Source organism: Neobacillus driksii, assembly GCF_013409995.1.
Taxonomy (GTDB): Bacteria; Bacillota; Bacilli; order Bacillales; family Cytobacillaceae; genus Neobacillus; species Neobacillus driksii.
On the sequence record NZ_JACCBX010000008.1, the window covers coordinates 122,085 to 138,188 of the forward strand.

The following is a 16,104-nucleotide window of genomic DNA, read 5'->3' on the forward strand; positions in this document are numbered from 1 at the left end:
GTTGATAATATATCATAAAAAGTTACCTGTAACAATAGAGATGATTATTTAAATATTGTTAAGTAAAAAGAATATGGTGCCGTTTATTGTGGTATCTTTTTTGAATGTAAAAAGCCGTAAAATTTGCAAAAACGAATGACAATTTGCATATTTTCGGCTTATTGATAATTTAGGAAGATTTAACTCCTATTTAAGATGATTTATGTAAGTGCATAAATTCTTCTACTTCCTTTTTGGTTGGCATTCCCGTTTGTGCCCCTAGCTTCGTAACCGAGATGGCCCCAACAACATTGGCAAAACGACAGGCCCCTTCAATATCAAGCCCCTCACATAAAGCAGTGGCCAATGCACCATTAAATGAATCACCTGCACCTGTTGTATCCACAGCCTCAACCTGGATGCTTGGAATTTCAATTTTTTCACCATTTTTATAAATCATAACGCCTTTGGACCCTTTGGTTATAATACACTTTTCCTTAAACTTTGCTAATTCTTCCACTGTCCCATCTATGGAATCAAACAACAATGTTTGTTCATGTTCATTCGGTGTTAGATAATCCACCATTTCTAGTAATTCCTTCGGAAGCTTTTGAATAGGTGCCGGATTTAATATTGTTCGTATTCCATGCTTTTTCGCAAGCTCCACGGCCCTAGTGACACTTTCAAGGGGAATCTCTAATTGTAATAAGAGAATATTACTATTTATGATTTTATCCTCATGTTTTTTGATTACCTCCGGCGTTATATGATTGTTTGCTCCGGGTACGACAATAATACTGTTATCGGCCTCCGATACTATAATAGAAGCAATTCCAGTAGAGGTATCGTCCACTTTCATGATATTTTCTGCGTTTATTCCTTCTTTTGTTAAATGTTCCACTAGTGTTTTACCAAAAGAATCGGTCCCTACAGCGCCGATCATCGTTACATCTGCACCAAGCCGGGCTGCTGCAACCGCTTGATTCGCACCCTTACCACCCGGTATGGTATGAAACGAATGACCTAACACGGTTTCTCCAACCTTAGGTATTATAGTGGTAATCGTGACTAAATCCATGTTAATACTTCCAATTACGGTTATTTTTCTACCCGCCATATCCCACCATCCCTTTTCTATACTCGAAATATACTACTACTAAAATTACCTAAACAGGAGTAATTATGTCAAAGTAATAGAATTAGGCTTATAATTACTGTAAGAGGTGAATTGTAATATGGGAAATATACAAAATACTTTTGGATTAAATAATTTTAAAACGATGAAAGAAACATCAAAAGCTGTTGAATTTAAAAATATTGTAAACAATGAAGTAATTTACTTACTTCCAAATAAAGAGATTACTATTGTTTTAAATCCAAAAACGGTTGAAGCAAATAAAGAACTAGTGGAAAAATCTACGGGGTTAAATCATAATACATCTTTCCTAGAATTTCCTAAAAGAGAGCACACTGGTAATGGACCGATTTGCTATGGGTATGCTTATAAATTTCAATCAAATGATGAATTAGATGTTTTTTTACGTAAGTTAAATAATTAAAGTTGCTGTGTAGTCTGCATCTTCATCTTATTTTTTATGGCTAATTAAAGTAAAAGTTGGCATGATAAAATTCATCATACCAGCTTTTTTATAATGTTTACCCTAATCAATACCTAGAAGATTATTTAACAACCTTCCAAGTAGTAACAGTATCCGCGACATTCGTTCCATCTGCTTTTTTAGCTGATGCAATTACTACATTGCCACTTTTATTTAGTTCTACACCATCCCAAACAAATACACCTGGCTGCTGCATTCTTCCCTTACCGTAATCCTTACCGTTTACAGTTAAAGTTACTTCCTTTAGGTTTGAATAAACTTTTACAGGAATAGTATTTTCTGTTCTATCAGAATATCTTCTGCTTGTGATATATACAAATAGGTCTTCTTTATTCCATTGTGCTTTATAGAAATAGAATGCATCCTTCTTAAGCTGGCGATCATGTGATACGAGACCCTTGGTATTAATACCTGGTGTTGATGCCTCATTTTTACCGGCAACGCCAAAATCAAACATATTCCAGATATGAGTTGCCCATAACCAAGGACGTTCACGAATGATGCTCCATGCACTTTCATGAAGATAATTTTGAAATTCTTCTGGCTGCCATGGACCACGGGAATCCGCCCCATCCCAGTTGTTGATAAAGTCTTCATCAATGACGTCATGCTGATATGGGTTTGCACCGCTGCCATACTCGGAAATACCTAGTGGAACATTTGGATGCTCTTCATGTAATCTGTCAAGATAGTCCGCTAAATCTCCAGCTGTATTATAATACCAACCAAAATAGGCATTAAAAGAGGCAGTATCTATGCTTCCACTTTCATTCCAAGCCAAATGTCGATCCAAAACTTCCTTATAACCTTCAGGATCACGGGAATTATTCCCCTGAATAGCGTGAGTAGTCGGTCTGTTAGGATCTAATTCTTCTGCTTTCGTTGCCAAACGATCAATCAATTCCGTTGCCGCAGCATACTGCTCTTCAAGACTTTCACTAGCATTCCTGCTAGTATAAAAGCCGTTACCACCAAATTCATTTTGAAGACCCCATGTTACAATGGACGGGTGATTATAGTTTTGTTTAATCATCTCAGTTAATTGCTTTTCGGCATTGTTCGAAAATTTTTCTGTTAGTGTCATTGTGTTTACCAATGGAATCTCAGCCCAAACCACCAACCCCATTTCATCAGCCTTATTGTAAACATACTGGGAGTGTGGATAGTGAGCGACCCTAAGTGTGTTAGCACCAATTTCCTTAATGAGTTCAAAATCCTCTGCCCTGACATCATTTGGTACTGCATTACCATAACCTTTTCTATCCTGATGGATATTTACACCATGAAGTGGATAACTTTTTCCATTTAGAAAGAATCCTTTATTAGGGTCGACAGAAAAATAACGAAACCCTACTTTTTCATTTACCCGGTCAATTACCTCGCCTTTTCTTGTTACCGTAACTTCAACAGTATACTGGTAAGGATCCTTTGTTCCATTCCAAAGGTGTGGTTTATTTACTTTCATTGTACCTGTAAATTCGAGATTACCTCCTGAAACATTTGCAGATTTTAACTTTTTCCCATCAGCCTTTAATTCTATTTTTGATCTGACTTTACCCTCTGCATCTTTAATTTGAGCTCTAACTTCTATAGAGTTTGATTTGCTTTCAACATCATTACTGTTTACTTTAACAGGTACTGTAAGTGTTACTTCAGCATTTTCCTCAATAGATTTATTATTAGGAATGGTCACATATACACCGCTTGAGCCATAATCTTCTACATCAATATGAGTTTTATCAGTAACTAATAGATTTACACTTCTGTATATACCACCAAAAAAGGTGAAGTCTCCTTGAAGTGGAGCTGAATCTTTCACTTCATTGTTTACTCTTACCGCTACAGTATTGTTTTGTCCATAGCTTACATAGTCTGTAATATCAACTGTAAATGCAAGATAACCACCTATGTTGGTATCTACAGACTTACCATTAACAAATACTTTTGCTTCTTTGTTTGCAGCTTCAAATTGTAAGAACAATTTTTTGCCCTTGTAAGTTTCAGGAATATCCAGTTGCTTTCTGTACCATCCATCTCCTTGGTAATTAGGAGCTATTCCACTACCATCTTCAGCGTTCCAGGTGTGAGGAAGGCTAATCATTTTCCAACTACTATCATTGAAATTATTTGCACTAAAATTTTGGTCTACATCTTGAGCACCCTTATAGAATGTCCAATCATTATCAATATTTTCAACAATTCTACCTGCATTGACTACTGTGTCTTTAAGATTGCTTTTTACCCCTTGATTGGCGCTTACACCTGGTATTAGAAGCGTAAATACCAGTAAGATAACCAGCATAAATAGTACCGATTTTTTTAAATTATTTACCATTAAAAACATCTCTCTCTCCCTTTCAATTTTTCTCTGTTAAAGCACTTCCACTTTGTTAACCGTTTTGTACCTTAATTGAATCACCACCTTTCATTTGGAAACCGCTTGCTTATCCTAATTTTACAAATTTAATAAATATTAAGTAATGTTGATTATTTAGGCGACTATATGTTTTATTAAGGTGGTAGAATATTTACATTAATGGCCTACTTTATTTGAGAAAAAGGAATCAAAAAACTCCCACCATTTTGGCGGGAGTTTCTTCACTTTGAAATCAACATCAATTTTAATGATTACTCTTTTTAAAAGAAAAAAATCGCTTTAATAAACTATATATTTCTTTAAGCCATTACTCCGCAACCAAATTTAACGGATATTATGTCTTTTTTTAACATTCCTTTTCCGAAAAAAAGACAAAATCCGTTATTTTGCCTTTAACTTACTATTTTTTATTATATTTGTCTTGTATTGTTTCGGAGTCATACCGTATGTTTTCTTAAAAACTTTATAAAAATGACTAATGTTTGTATAACCTACTTCATATACGATATTTTCAATTGTCATATCTGTGTTTTTAAGTAATTTGCTTGCTTCTGACATTCTCACATCTGTGAGTAAATCCATTAAATTTTTACCAAATTCTTTTTTAACAAGACTGCTTAAATAACTAGGATGAAAATGAAAATAATCCGCCATTTCATTAAGATTTGTATCTTTATGTCTATCTCTAATGTAGGTTGAAATTCTTTGCTTTAACCAATTTTGTTCATCCTTTATAAGGTCACCAGTACTATTAATAATTTCTCTTGAAAGTTCTGTAAAAAGAATTAGGAGATAGCCGTTAATAGCCGCTGAAGATTTAATTTCTGTTGAATAATATTCGAGTAGGAGGTTCTCTAAAATGATTTTTATGACAGAATCGTCTTTTACATGGTGGGTTAAGAAATTTTGTTCCTTACTCTTAGAGTAAAGACTATTAACAATAAAATTGGAAATAAAGTTATCATCCGACAATAAATGCATGAAAATGCCATCAAAAAATTCCGGAGTCAAGATAATATTGACAACGACATCAGAACCACGTAAAGGTAATGAACTATGTTCGACATTTTTGTCTAAAATACATAAATCCCCTTTATTCATCTCGATCTGTTTTCCTTTTATTCCTTGAATAAAACTACCTTCTAAAACATATATAAGTTCAATATACTCATGTTTGTGTTTTAAAATTGGTATGTATTTTGTTTTTCTCCTGATTGCGAACTTATTGGTTTTAAGCTCTTTATTAGGATAAGATGTTACAATTCCTTCCTCGTCTTTATCCATAATAACTTTCCTGTTGTTATCCCCTAATTTATTTTCAAGAAACAAAGATTGTTGTTTAAGATTTTTCGGAACCTTTTCTGGATTCTGCATTAAATATTCTTCTACGTTGGTTCTTTTGTTAATTATCCCCAACAAATTTTTAAAACCTTTGAGTCTCATTCAAATGCACCCCTATCTGATGAGGAAATAAAAGCGGTTTTATTTTTATACATTCTACCATGTGTATAATAAATTAAGTAGTCATAAAATTATTACTCTTTATAAAGCAAATAGAAGGGCCCAGCCTTGTCGGATGGACCTTTCTATCTATTCCATTAAACAACTTTATCGCCAATTTTTTATTATTTTATGGCTGCATGAGCAGGTGTTCCTGTTTCCCCTCCATGATCAGGTTTTCCTACCTCTTTTCCTTGATTATAAGAAAGACCAAATCCGTACGTATAAACATCACCAGATGTATTTCCCCCTCAATAGTTACGCTATAAAGGAATCCATTCATATTCGGACCCATCCTATCTATTGAAATCATAGATAGAAGGAATACTAAACTATATCACTAATATCTTCCCAACCATACAGAGTTCGGAGAGTTTTTCCCCTCCTATTTCAGCTTCAACAGTATCAATTTTTTTACCGCCTAACGCTTCATAAAACAGTCGAGAGCTATTCTCTTGCATAACGAAAACAAGCATTGAATTTAACCCTATCCCTTTGATTTCATCAATGATCGGGTTCACGAGGTCTCTTCAGATACCATGTCCCTGATATTCTTTTAAAATATAGATTGCATATAACTCTCACTCATCCCCATTATATTTACTACTTCTTTCTATACCGCCAGAAGCGAATCCAACTACTTCCCCTTTATTGTTTTCAGCTACATATACAATGCCAGAGGGTATAATATTTTGCCAAAACTGTTCCTTCCTTCATAATCTAAACTATTTAAGTATGCGTCTGGAACAATATTGGTATATGTAGTTTTCCAACTATCAACGTGTACTTTAGCTATGCCTTTTGCGTCGGTTAAAACAGCTTTCTTATTTTCATACTCCGATTGTCCACTCAATCCATCTCCCCTATAACTAAATTCATAAAACAAGTGATTTGATCATGATAAAGTCTATTTGTTCTTCATCCCCCATATAAAAGGAGTGACTACCAGCTTGCACGAATCCTAACTTCTTGTAAAAGGCAATTGCATTCTCGTTTTTTTCCCATACACCAAGCCAGATTTTGCTTTTTTCCTGTTCCACCGCTATTTCTATCGCCTTATTAATAAGATATTTTCCAAGACCTAGTTTTTGAAATTTGGCCCTTATATAAATCCTCTCGATTTCAAGTGAATCCTCACCCATATTTTCAGACTGAGCATCCTGGGTATTCACCTTTAAATATCCAGCGACTTCGTTTTTAAAATAAACAAAAAAGAATTTTGAAGAAATAGTCGATAATTCTTTTTCTAATTGTTTAAGGTTGAATGCCCTCTCCAAATAAGCGTTCATATTTTCAGGTGAATTCTGTTCCTTAAATGTTTCAATAAATGTTTCATAACTAATTTCTTGAAGCATGGGTAGGTCTTCGATGGTACATGGTTCTATATTTATATTCATAAAAATTAGCTCTCCTTTATCTAATCAATAATTTCTCTTATTTCCCTTTTTTACAAATTCCCAGTCTTTTTCTATATTTTTTCTTACTCTTTGAAGAAGGTTGAAAATGGTGTCTACTTCTTCTTCGGAAAATCCCTCTAATGCTACGGAATTGGAATAATCATTTTCAGATTTTATAAAAGGGTAAACATTTTCCCCTTTCTCAGTTGGAAAGAGTTTTTTAATTTTTTTGTTATGTTGATCGTCTTTCTTTTCTATAAAGCCGTTCATCTCAAGTTTTTGTATAGCACGTGCTGCTGTTGTTCGGTCTACCTTAATCAATTCAGCTACCTTTTCTTGAATAATTCCAGGGTTTTCACATATTCGGACAAGGTACAAATACTGACCTTTAGTAAGCTCAAATTCTTTAAATTCAATATTACTGATAGAATCTAATGCTCTAGCGATCATTCCAATTTCGCGTAAAATTTCCTTCATATTTTCTCCTTAGCCAAAGTTTTTGTTGCAATTACAACATATTTATTATAAATTTAATTTAACCTAATATCGCTGTAAATACAACAAAAAAATTTAAAGGATTGAAAATAATGAAGGCAAAAAGGATAACCATTGAAGAAGATTTAAATAAGGCATTTCACATAAGGAAAGCGGTATTTGTTGAGGAACAAGGCGTTCCCTTAGAGGATGAATTTGACGAATTCGACAATTTGAATGGTCAATGTGAACATATCTTGGTCTATTATGAAGAACAACCTGTCGGAACTGGACGGGTACGATGGGTTGTTGATTTTGGTAAATTAGAGAGAATTTGTATTCTAGAACCATACCGGAAATTCGGTCTAGGTAAAGTCATTATTACAGCATTAGAGGAAATTGCACAGGAAAGAGGAGCAAAGAAGGTCAAATTACACGGTCAAACACAGGCAGAGGGCTTTTATAAAAAACTAGGTTATCAAACTTCATCAAGTGTATTTATAGAGGATGGAATTCCCCATTATTTGATGATTAAAGAATTATTAAGCCGGTAATCAACTACTTATTTAAAGTCCATCCTGCTGTTAATACTATTTTCTTAACAGCCCGTAATGTTAGTCACTTTACTACCATTACGGGCTGTTTTTAATGAGGGTAGTTCATGGGACGATTTTGGTTGATTTTGCCCTTTCTGCTGTCCGGTTTATCCACCCTCCCAAAGGCCGTTTTAGAGCTAGTGCCAAAAGGAAGCTAATGCCAACAAAAATGAGCAAATAAAGGGTGTCTCTTATCACGACCGCCTTAATCATTCCGCCAACCGTTTCACGCAGTATACTGACAGCATAGGTGAACGGCATGAACGGGTGCAATGCTTGAAAAAAGGCAGGTGTCAAGCTAACCGGAAAGGTTGCACCTGAACTAGAAATTTGTAATACCAACAAAATGATGGATAGCCCCTTTCCAATATTGCCAAACACCGAACAAAGCGTATAAATAATAATGGTAAATACAATGCTGATAAAAATACTAAATAGTACAAACCATAGTTTGTCCGCGACATACGCATCGATTATATACAAATCTCCTATTGATACGATCACCGCTTGGAGAATGCTGATTGTCAAAAACGTTAATAGTCTTCCAAAATAAATTTGGTAGTGCTTAAATTGACTTTCCACATCTTCTACATCAACTCGCAGTGAAGACACTAGAAGTGTGCCGCCTACCCAAAGTGCCAGCATCGTATAAAACGGTGTCATCGCTGATCCGTAATTTGGAATTGGAAAAATCCGCTCGGTTTTTAATAAAATCGGTTTTGCTAAAAAACTGCTTTCCTTATTCGGATCATGCTTTAAGTATTCAATCAAATCGTAAATATTGACACTGCCTTTAAACTGTCTAAGTCGATCTGCTGCATGCCTTACTTTTTCTTCAAATCCCGGCAGATCATTTCTGGCAAAGTCAGCTGCCTTGTGGATCGCTTGTTCTGCTGCTGGAAGCTTGGTACGAACAAGGTCTGAGGCTTCACGTATATCGGACTCCAATTTAGGCAGGTCGTTCCGTACAAAATCAGCTGCCTTATGGATTTTTTGTTCAACTGTGGGGAATACATCTTTAACAAAATCGGCTGCTGTATTAATCCCACCCGTTACCTGATCTACCTTTTGCTGTAAATCCATCCGGGTATTTTGAATGATTCCGTGGATGTTCATTAATTCATTGTATAATGGAGTTAACTGCTCCGAATTGGTACCTGTTTGATTCGCCTCATTGACACTATCCATTGCTTGTTTTATTTGTGTTTCGATTTCGGTAATATGAGTCACAACGTCATTGATAATGGCGGTGGTTCTAGAGATATCATTGAGCCTTTCCTGCATAACTAACACTTGTTCCCCAGCATCCTTGACAAGTGGCAGGCTTGCCTCGACTTTTAGGATACTCTGTCCCACCTGGTCAAGTTCCGGAATCCTCTGTTCCAAGGCAATTATTTGTTGTCCTTTCTCATGAATTTCAGGGAGTTTTCCTTCTAATTCTATCGCTTTACGCCCCATTTCTTCAATTTGCGGGAGTGCCTTTTCAAGCTCAAAGATTTGGTTTTCCACAGAAAAAATCGACGGTAAATCCTTTTCGAGCTCCACTCCTGCTTTATAAAATGCCGAGAAAATCGCGTCTCCTACTGTTTTGATAAAAGCTTCACTAATTTGGGCGGTTACACCTGTGGCACCGGTGGCAGCAATTTTAGGGGCAACGGCATTAATTTTTTCATTTACACCAAAAACAATTTGCGGCTTTTCTGGATTCGCTTCTAAAATACTTGTAATTTTTTTAGAGAAATCCTTTGGAATAATAAGGTAGGCATAATAATCTCCATGTTTTACGCCACGTATTGCTTCTTTCTGGTCGACAAAAACCCAGCCAAGCTTTTTATTCTTCTTTAGATTTTCTATCGTTTCATTTCCAACATTAACCTTCTGATTGGTGATTTTAACTACAGCGCCTTCATCTTCATTGGCAACGGCAACGATGATCCCTGAAGTATTCCCATACGGATCCCACATCGACTTGATGTTAAACCATGCATAGGCGGAAGGAAGCAGCATAAGTCCAACTACCAATAAGGCTACTGTTGGAACACTGAAAATATTTTTCCAATCAGAAGTATAGATACTCAAAATTTTCCTCATTTATCAAAACACACCCATTTCACAACATACTATTTCTATTGTTGGAAAAAATGGTGTTTTTATCCCAAATCAAAATTGCAACGTGCATGTTAATTTGGGGGGTGAGGTTGTTTGTGATAGCGAATTAATTAACTATTTTTTGTAAAGCTTTGTTAAATATCATTGTTGATTATTAGTACCACGGTATAAAAGGTCGATGAAAGACAAATCAGGAGAGATCCCAGTGAGATTCGTCCTTCATAAGCATGATGAAAGACTAATCAGAAGATTCCTCATTGAGATTAGTCCTTCATCAGCATGATGAAAGACTAATCAGGAGAGTTCCCAGTGAGATTAGTCCTTCATAAGCATGATGAAAGACTAATCAGGAGAGTTCCGCAGTGAGATTAGTCCTTCATAAGCATGATGAAAGACAAATCAGAAGATTTTTCATTGAGATTAGTCCTTCATCAGGTCTTCGTGAGAAAAATCAACATCTTTCTATAACAAAGCCTTTGTAAAAAAAAACACTCACAACTATTGATAAATCAATAATTGTGAGTGCCTTCATTCTATTTTTATAATACTGGGGACGAACACCCCCCCTGTACCAATCAAGCTCTTTTCTTTAAGCGTCCTACAAGAGGTATTACGATTATACCAGCAATCGCGACCTGCATGATGTTTCCAGGGATGGAGCCGAATGGCTGTATCCAGTTGCCATAAAGGAGCACTTCCGTAAAATAATAGCCAACCACTTTAATAATAAGTGCAGTTGCAACGGCTAGCGTGTTAACAAACATCCTTTTCCCCGGTACTTTTTCGGAGATAAGTCCGACAACGAAGCCCATTGCACCTACAATGATAAAAGTAAATGGTGCCCAAAGTGCCCAGCCAGAGAGAAGATCAAATAAGCCCATACCGAACGCACCTGCGACTGCCCCTGTTTTTTTACCGTAAACAATGGCTGCTATAAAAAGAGGAACGTTACCGAGATGGATGAGTCCACCGTTACCCATGATTGGGAGCTTAATGTTGATGAACATCGTAGCTACAAGGGTTAATGCGATGAAAAGAGAATTGATGACGATGGTTTTTGTTTTTGTTGATTCTGTCGGTGCGAATAGTGAATTCATATGATAACCTCTTCTTTTTTTAAAAATAATATCACACAATTATATACAAAATAAATAGAAAGTTCTAATAAAACTTATAGTGTAAGCACAATTTTTCAGATTCCTTTCATTACATATAACATTTTTTTATTTAATCTAGGAGTATACATGACTAGGAATCCAGATCGCCCAATCGTGTAAACAATGAAAGCCAGCCATAAGCCATGATTATGCCAGATAGGTGTTGCTGTAATTTGTATAAGGATATAGACAATCATTGCGTAAAACATGGAGTTGCGAACGGGAGCTATTTCTGTTGCTCCGGTGAAGGCACCATATATGACAAGGCCAAAACATGCAGCAAACGGGTAAAGGATAAGCCATGTTCCATACGTCGTTGAAAGTTCAAGTACACGTGGTAGATTGGTAAAAAGCGAGATAATTTGTTCTTGAAATAATCCATATACACTAGCTATTATAACAGCAGTAATCACTGACCATTGCTTTGATAATGTAAGTGTTTTTTTATATAATTCCTTGTCGCTTGCTCCTACCGCTTTGCCAACGAGAATACTAGTGGCATTGGCGAACCCCTCGAAGAAATAGGCCATGATATAATGTATTTGAAAAAGCACAGCATTTGCAGCAAGTAAGTCTGTACCAAAGGAAGCACCTTTTGCTGTAAACATATTAATAACGACTAATAAACAAATCGTTCGAATGAACAAATCCTTGTTAACGTTAAACATCTTTTTCAAAGACTGTGTGTCTACTAGTTCTTGAAAGGATGGTAATCTCCATTTAAATGGAGATGCTTTCATAATAATGAGTAATCCCAATATAAAGGCTGTCACTTCAGCAATCAAAGCAGCCGCAGCTACCCCTTTGACAGCAAATGAAAATACATGGACAAAAAGAATGGCCAAAATCATATTCAAAACATTCATTAATACTTGTAAAAACAATGATTCTTTAATCTTAGCCATCCCCATTAACCAGCCGAGGATAACATAATTCATCAATGTAAAGGGTGCTCCCCAAATTCTAATTCGAAAATATTCAGCCGCAAACTTAGTGACATCAGAATCGGAGGAAAACAAGATTAACGCACCATATTCAATCGGCCATTGCAAGAGAATAAAACACACCCCAACTGCAACAGCTAAAAGGAATGGACGAGCTAAAGCAAGTATTCCTTGAGCAGGATCACTTGCCCCGCTCGCTTGTGCAGCAAAAGCAGATGTGCTAACCCGTAAAAACCCGAATACCCAATACAAAGTATTAAATATAAGAGTCCCTACTGCAACTCCTCCTATATATGCCGAATCGGGAAGCTGCCCCACAACGGCTGTATCTACAGCACCTAACAAGGGCGTTGTCATGGTCGAAATCGTCAGGGGAATCGCCAATGCTAGGTACGCACGATGATTCATTAGGAAGTTCCTCCTTCTATCATTACTAATCAAAACAATAGCCCCGATTTTAGAAATGAAATCGAGGCATTCCAAATATTTTTACTTAAGCACGTCTAACCGAACGAAAACGTGGGTGCTCTGCCAGCATTGAATCTCTCAACTCATTTGCTACAGGATGTTCTGAAGTAAAAAACTGTTTCTTTTCATCGTAAAGCTCGACCAATTTTCCTTTTTCTAGTACACCTAATCGATCACTAATTGTATAGGCAGCTTTAATATCATGCGTAATAAAGAGATAGGATAATCCGAAGTTTGCTTTTAACTCCTTTAGTAATTCTAAAATTAGGGTTTGAGTCACCATATCTAGACTACTGACAGATTCGTCTAGGACTATCAGCTTCGGCTTTAATGAGATGGCTCTTGCAATATTAATCCTTTGCAATTGACCACCGCTAAATTGATTTGGATATTTTTTTAAGTCCGCTTCACTTAACCCTACTCTTTCTAATAATTCAATAACGGTTCGTTTTTGCTCAGCAACGGTTAGCTTTTCATAGTTTTCTAGCGGCTCTGCAATAATTCGTTCGGCCGTCATTCGAGGATTGACCGATGAGTATGAGTCCTGAAAGACAGCCTGAAGATCACGACGAATTTTTTGACGAATTTGCTTATCTGCGGTATAAATATCATGCCCTTGAAACAAAACCTGTCCATATTGTGGTCGTTCCAGACCAAGAATCACTCTTCCTAAGGTACTTTTACCGGCACCACTCGAACCAAGCAATCCTAAACAGGTACCTTCCTCAATAGAGAGAGAAATGTCGGAAAGTATATTTTTTGAGCGGTCTTTCCAGTTGAAAACCGTTCGGGATCCATAGCTATGAGTTACTTCATTTATTTGTAATAAACTCACTTTTCCACCCCTTATAGATGCCTAGGTCAAGCCAAATGAATGACAGATTCATCTGAATGTAATGTTGAGCGTGCATTTAATAGTTTTTTTGTATACTCATGCTGTGGCTGATCAAATAGTTGGAACACATCCGCTTTTTCTACGATTCGGCCATTCTGCATAACAGCAACTTCATCTGCCATTTCGGAAATGACCCCAAGATCATGGGAGATTAATAATATGGCAGATCCATATTCAGAGCGAATTTTATCTAAGTGGTACAGCACTTTCTTTTGATTATTTACATCAAGTGCAGTTGTTGGTTCATCGGCAATAATAACGGCTGGATGTAAGCATGCTGCAATGGCAATCATGACACGTTGAAGCATACCGCCGCTCAATTGAAAAGGATAGTTTTTTAATAGTTTAACAGGATCTGGTAAATTCACATTATGGATTGCCTCAATCGCCAGCTCTGTTGCTTGTTTTTTATTCCATTTTGTGTGTGAACGTATGGTTTCAATAAATTGATGACCAATCGTAAAAACAGGCGTAAAAGCATTCATCGGATTTTGCATAATAAAGGTGATATCCTTGCCACGGATCTCTCGCATTTCTTTCTCACCTAAACCATTTAATTCACGTCCAAGTAATTCAATACTGCCTTCAATCGTGGTCGTTTTCCGATTGAGAAGCTGAAGAATCGACATACTCGTAACGGTTTTACCGCATCCACTTTCCCCAACAAGACCAAGTACCTGCCCACGTTTTAGTTCAAAATTGATATCCTCAACAAGCGTGGTAGCACCATTTTTTGTTTTTACATGTACGTGTAAATCTCTTACTTGTAACACATTCGACTGTTCTGTACCCAACATTCTCATTCCTTTTTAAGATCGACGTTTGACACCGTAACGTTCGGATAACGCTTCGCCCAATAAATTGAATGTCACAATCACGAGCATAATCATTAGACCTGGATAAAGCATTAATTCTGGATTCGTTCGAATATACGACTTTCCTTCGTGAATCATCGCTCCCCATTCAGGAGTGGGCGGTTGTACTCCTAATCCAAGAAACGACATGGCGGATATATCCATAATGGCCCAACCCATTTCTAATGTGCCCATGACGACCAGCGGAGGAAGTACATTGGGAACAATATGATTTCTAATAATCTTCCATTGAGACGAGCCGCTTATTTTCGCAGCAGCAATAAAGTTCTGTTCTTTCAGACTAAGTACCATTCCTCGGAACATTCTCGCATAATAGACCCATTGCACAAGCATCAGCGCTAAAATGACCTGCGGAAGACCAGGACCGAAAATACCAACCAGTCCAAGTATAAGGATAAGACTAGGAAAAGCCATCACACCATCACAAAATCTCATCAAAACCTGATCCACAAAGCCGCCCTTATATCCTGAAAAGGTTCCAATCATTAAACCAATCGTTAAAGATGAAATGAAAATAAGCATAGCGAAACCTAAAGATATTCTTCCCCCATATAAAAGGCGTGATAAGTTACATCTTCCCAAATGATCAGTTCCTAATGGGAATTCCCAGGAGGGCGGCTGTAGTTTAAATGCTAAATTGACCGCAATCGGATCATTGGGAGCTATCCAGGGAGCCAACATAGTAATGATGAAAAGAATTCCTAATATAACGGAACATATCGGAATCACTTTTTGACTTATAAAGATTCTGCGTATACTGGTTATCATCGTTGTTGCCCTTCCTTCCTAGATATGCGCGGGTCAATATACATTTGAATCAGATCCACCAATAGGTTGCTAAGGATAAATAGACTAGCGGCTATCAGTACATAGCATTGAATGATGGGTATGTCCCGATTAAAAATCGCTTCAATAAAATAACGGCCAAACCCAGGCCAAGAAAAAACGGTCTCCACGATAATCGTTCCAGTCAGAAGTTTCCCAAGATTCATCCCCAGACCAGTAATCATCGGGGAAATCGCAAGCCTTAAGATATGCTTGGCCATAATCGTTTTTTCTTTTATCCCCCTTGTCCTCGCGAATAATACATAAGGCTCTTGTAAGTTCTCAAGAATGCTTGTACGCAATAATCTTGTGTACATCGCAATCAAAGGAAGCGCGAGTGTAACGGAAGGCAGAACAAGATGCTGCCATGTCCCAATCCCCTCGACCGGGAAAAGATCCAATTTGACAGAAAAGAAAAAAATCAATATATAACCCAGCCAAAAAGAAGGAATAGATGCCCCGAAAAAGGAGAGTAATCGACTAAAATGATCAATCGCACTGTTTTTCTTTACTCCTGCAAAAAAACCAAGAGGGACACTGACGAGCACTGCTAGGAATAAACTCCCAAGAGCTAACTGGAGGGTCGCAGGTATTCGGTGTATCACCTCGTCCCAAACTGGCTTATTCGAAACATAAGATATGCCAAAATCAAGTTGGCATATCTTTATAATAGAGTTTATATATTGCATGAAGAATGGTTGATCTAAACCAAACTCATGTCTTTTCTGGGCCAAAATTTCATCAGTCTGTTCAATATGAGCTGCTGTTAAATAGGCCTCGGCCGGATCCACTGGTGAAAGGTGAATCATCCCAGTCGTTAGAAATGCGGCCAAAAGAAAAATCGGGATAATGGACATTATTCGTTTTATTATATAAGTGCCCATAATAG

Annotated in this window: 16 protein-coding genes; 2 read left to right on the forward strand and 14 right to left on the reverse strand. The window is 36.8% G+C overall.

Translation table 11 applies throughout. The annotated features are described in order from the left end of the window. Nucleotides 1–190: 190 nt before the first annotated feature. A complete protein-coding gene (rbsK, locus tag F4694_RS18625) occupies nucleotides 191–1,096 on the reverse strand; it encodes a ribokinase (RefSeq protein WP_179600698.1) in 906 nt (301 codons plus the stop codon). A 118-nt stretch (nucleotides 1,097–1,214) separates the two neighbouring features. On the opposite strand from rbsK, the gene F4694_RS18630 reads away from it, so the two are divergent. Then, nucleotides 1,215–1,538, forward strand: coding sequence for a hypothetical protein (locus tag F4694_RS18630; protein ID WP_179600700.1), 324 nt, complete (start codon nucleotides 1,215–1,217; stop codon nucleotides 1,536–1,538). A gap of 121 nt (nucleotides 1,539–1,659) precedes the next feature. Here the strand turns inward: F4694_RS18630 and F4694_RS18635 are convergent, their stop codons facing one another. The 6 genes from F4694_RS18635 to F4694_RS18655 all read right to left on the reverse strand — a co-directional run bounded on the left by F4694_RS18635 (nucleotide 1,660) and on the right by F4694_RS18655 (nucleotide 7,349). Beyond that, nucleotides 1,660–3,942: a glycoside hydrolase family 2 protein gene (locus tag F4694_RS18635; RefSeq protein ID WP_179600702.1), complete on the reverse strand. Its 2,283-nt coding sequence runs from the start codon at nucleotides 3,940–3,942 to the stop codon at nucleotides 1,660–1,662. Between the two features lie 414 nt (nucleotides 3,943–4,356). Beyond that, nucleotides 4,357–5,418, reverse strand: coding sequence for an AraC family transcriptional regulator (locus F4694_RS18640; RefSeq protein WP_179600704.1), 1,062 nt, complete (start codon nucleotides 5,416–5,418; stop codon nucleotides 4,357–4,359). 389 nt (nucleotides 5,419–5,807) lie between these two features. Next, entirely contained in the window at nucleotides 5,808–5,996 is a 189-nt protein-coding gene (locus F4694_RS32705) for a hypothetical protein (RefSeq protein ID WP_306458490.1), read from the reverse strand. Nucleotides 5,997–6,136: 140 nt separating this feature from the next. Beyond that, nucleotides 6,137–6,328 (reverse strand): hypothetical protein, encoded by a 192-nt coding sequence (locus F4694_RS32710; RefSeq protein ID WP_306458491.1) that lies wholly within the window; start codon nucleotides 6,326–6,328, stop codon nucleotides 6,137–6,139. A gap of 22 nt (nucleotides 6,329–6,350) precedes the next feature. Next, on the reverse strand, nucleotides 6,351–6,872 hold the full coding sequence (locus tag F4694_RS18650) for a GNAT family N-acetyltransferase (protein WP_179600706.1): 522 nt from the start codon (nucleotides 6,870–6,872) through the stop codon (nucleotides 6,351–6,353). Nucleotides 6,873–6,896: 24 nt separating this feature from the next. Then, on the reverse strand, nucleotides 6,897–7,349 hold the full coding sequence (locus F4694_RS18655) for a MarR family winged helix-turn-helix transcriptional regulator (RefSeq protein WP_179600708.1): 453 nt from the start codon (nucleotides 7,347–7,349) through the stop codon (nucleotides 6,897–6,899). 110 nt (nucleotides 7,350–7,459) lie between these two features. On the opposite strand from F4694_RS18655, the gene F4694_RS18660 reads away from it, so the two are divergent. Beyond that, nucleotides 7,460–7,900 carry a GNAT family N-acetyltransferase gene (locus tag F4694_RS18660; RefSeq protein ID WP_179600710.1) on the forward strand — a complete coding sequence of 147 codons (441 nt, stop codon included), beginning with the start codon at nucleotides 7,460–7,462 and terminating at the stop codon, nucleotides 7,898–7,900. Nucleotides 7,901–8,005: 105 nt separating this feature from the next. On the opposite strand, the gene F4694_RS18665 is transcribed toward F4694_RS18660, so the two are convergent. From F4694_RS18665 to nikB, 7 genes are all read right to left on the reverse strand, one after another. Next, the gene (locus tag F4694_RS18665) at nucleotides 8,006–10,033 is read right to left on the reverse strand and encodes a YhgE/Pip domain-containing protein (protein WP_179600712.1); all 2,028 of its coding nucleotides are present in this window, start codon (nucleotides 10,031–10,033) and stop codon (nucleotides 8,006–8,008) included. A gap of 593 nt (nucleotides 10,034–10,626) precedes the next feature. After that, on the reverse strand, nucleotides 10,627–11,148 hold the full coding sequence (locus tag F4694_RS18670) for an ECF transporter S component (protein WP_179600713.1): 522 nt from the start codon (nucleotides 11,146–11,148) through the stop codon (nucleotides 10,627–10,629). Nucleotides 11,149–11,243: 95 nt separating this feature from the next. After that, nucleotides 11,244–12,560 (reverse strand): MATE family efflux transporter, encoded by a 1,317-nt coding sequence (locus F4694_RS18675; RefSeq protein ID WP_179600715.1) that lies wholly within the window; start codon nucleotides 12,558–12,560, stop codon nucleotides 11,244–11,246. 85 nt (nucleotides 12,561–12,645) lie between these two features. Continuing rightward, nucleotides 12,646–13,455: a nickel import ATP-binding protein NikE gene (nikE, locus tag F4694_RS18680; protein ID WP_179600717.1), complete on the reverse strand. Its 810-nt coding sequence runs from the start codon at nucleotides 13,453–13,455 to the stop codon at nucleotides 12,646–12,648. A 26-nt stretch (nucleotides 13,456–13,481) separates the two neighbouring features. Beyond that, entirely contained in the window at nucleotides 13,482–14,309 is an 828-nt protein-coding gene (nikD, locus tag F4694_RS18685) for a nickel import ATP-binding protein NikD (RefSeq protein WP_179600719.1), read from the reverse strand. Nucleotides 14,310–14,324: 15 nt separating this feature from the next. Continuing rightward, on the reverse strand, nucleotides 14,325–15,158 hold the full coding sequence (gene nikC / locus F4694_RS18690; protein WP_179600721.1) for a nickel ABC transporter permease subunit NikC: 834 nt from the start codon (nucleotides 15,156–15,158) through the stop codon (nucleotides 14,325–14,327). Then, complete coding sequence (gene nikB / locus F4694_RS18695; RefSeq protein ID WP_179600723.1) at nucleotides 15,155–16,099, reverse strand: nickel ABC transporter permease subunit NikB; 945 nt, start codon at nucleotides 16,097–16,099, stop codon at nucleotides 15,155–15,157. The genes nikC and nikB overlap by 4 nt, the downstream gene beginning before the upstream one ends. Nucleotides 16,100–16,104: the final 5 nt, after the last annotated feature.

What these genes read in the sequence shown, in the direction of transcription:
- rbsK (WP_179600698.1), bottom strand. Translation starts at nt 1,096, where the DNA reads ATGGCGGGTAGAAAAATAACCGTAATTGGAAGTATTAACATGGATTTA.
- F4694_RS18630 (WP_179600700.1), top strand. Translation starts at nt 1,215, where the DNA reads ATGGGAAATATACAAAATACTTTTGGATTAAATAATTTTAAAACGATG.
- F4694_RS18635 (WP_179600702.1), bottom strand. Translation starts at nt 3,942, where the DNA reads ATGTTTTTAATGGTAAATAATTTAAAAAAATCGGTACTATTTATGCTG.
- F4694_RS18640 (WP_179600704.1), bottom strand. Translation starts at nt 5,418, where the DNA reads ATGAGACTCAAAGGTTTTAAAAATTTGTTGGGGATAATTAACAAAAGA.
- F4694_RS18650 (WP_179600706.1), bottom strand. Translation starts at nt 6,872, where the DNA reads ATGAATATAAATATAGAACCATGTACCATCGAAGACCTACCCATGCTT.
- F4694_RS18655 (WP_179600708.1), bottom strand. Translation starts at nt 7,349, where the DNA reads ATGAAGGAAATTTTACGCGAAATTGGAATGATCGCTAGAGCATTAGAT.
- F4694_RS18660 (WP_179600710.1), top strand. Translation starts at nt 7,460, where the DNA reads ATGAAGGCAAAAAGGATAACCATTGAAGAAGATTTAAATAAGGCATTT.
- F4694_RS18665 (WP_179600712.1), bottom strand. Translation starts at nt 10,033, where the DNA reads ATGAGGAAAATTTTGAGTATCTATACTTCTGATTGGAAAAATATTTTC.
- F4694_RS18670 (WP_179600713.1), bottom strand. Translation starts at nt 11,148, where the DNA reads ATGAATTCACTATTCGCACCGACAGAATCAACAAAAACAAAAACCATC.
- F4694_RS18675 (WP_179600715.1), bottom strand. Translation starts at nt 12,560, where the DNA reads ATGAATCATCGTGCGTACCTAGCATTGGCGATTCCCCTGACGATTTCG.
- nikC (WP_179600721.1), bottom strand. Translation starts at nt 15,158, where the DNA reads ATGATAACCAGTATACGCAGAATCTTTATAAGTCAAAAAGTGATTCCG.
- nikB (WP_179600723.1), bottom strand. Translation starts at nt 16,099, where the DNA reads ATGGGCACTTATATAATAAAACGAATAATGTCCATTATCCCGATTTTT.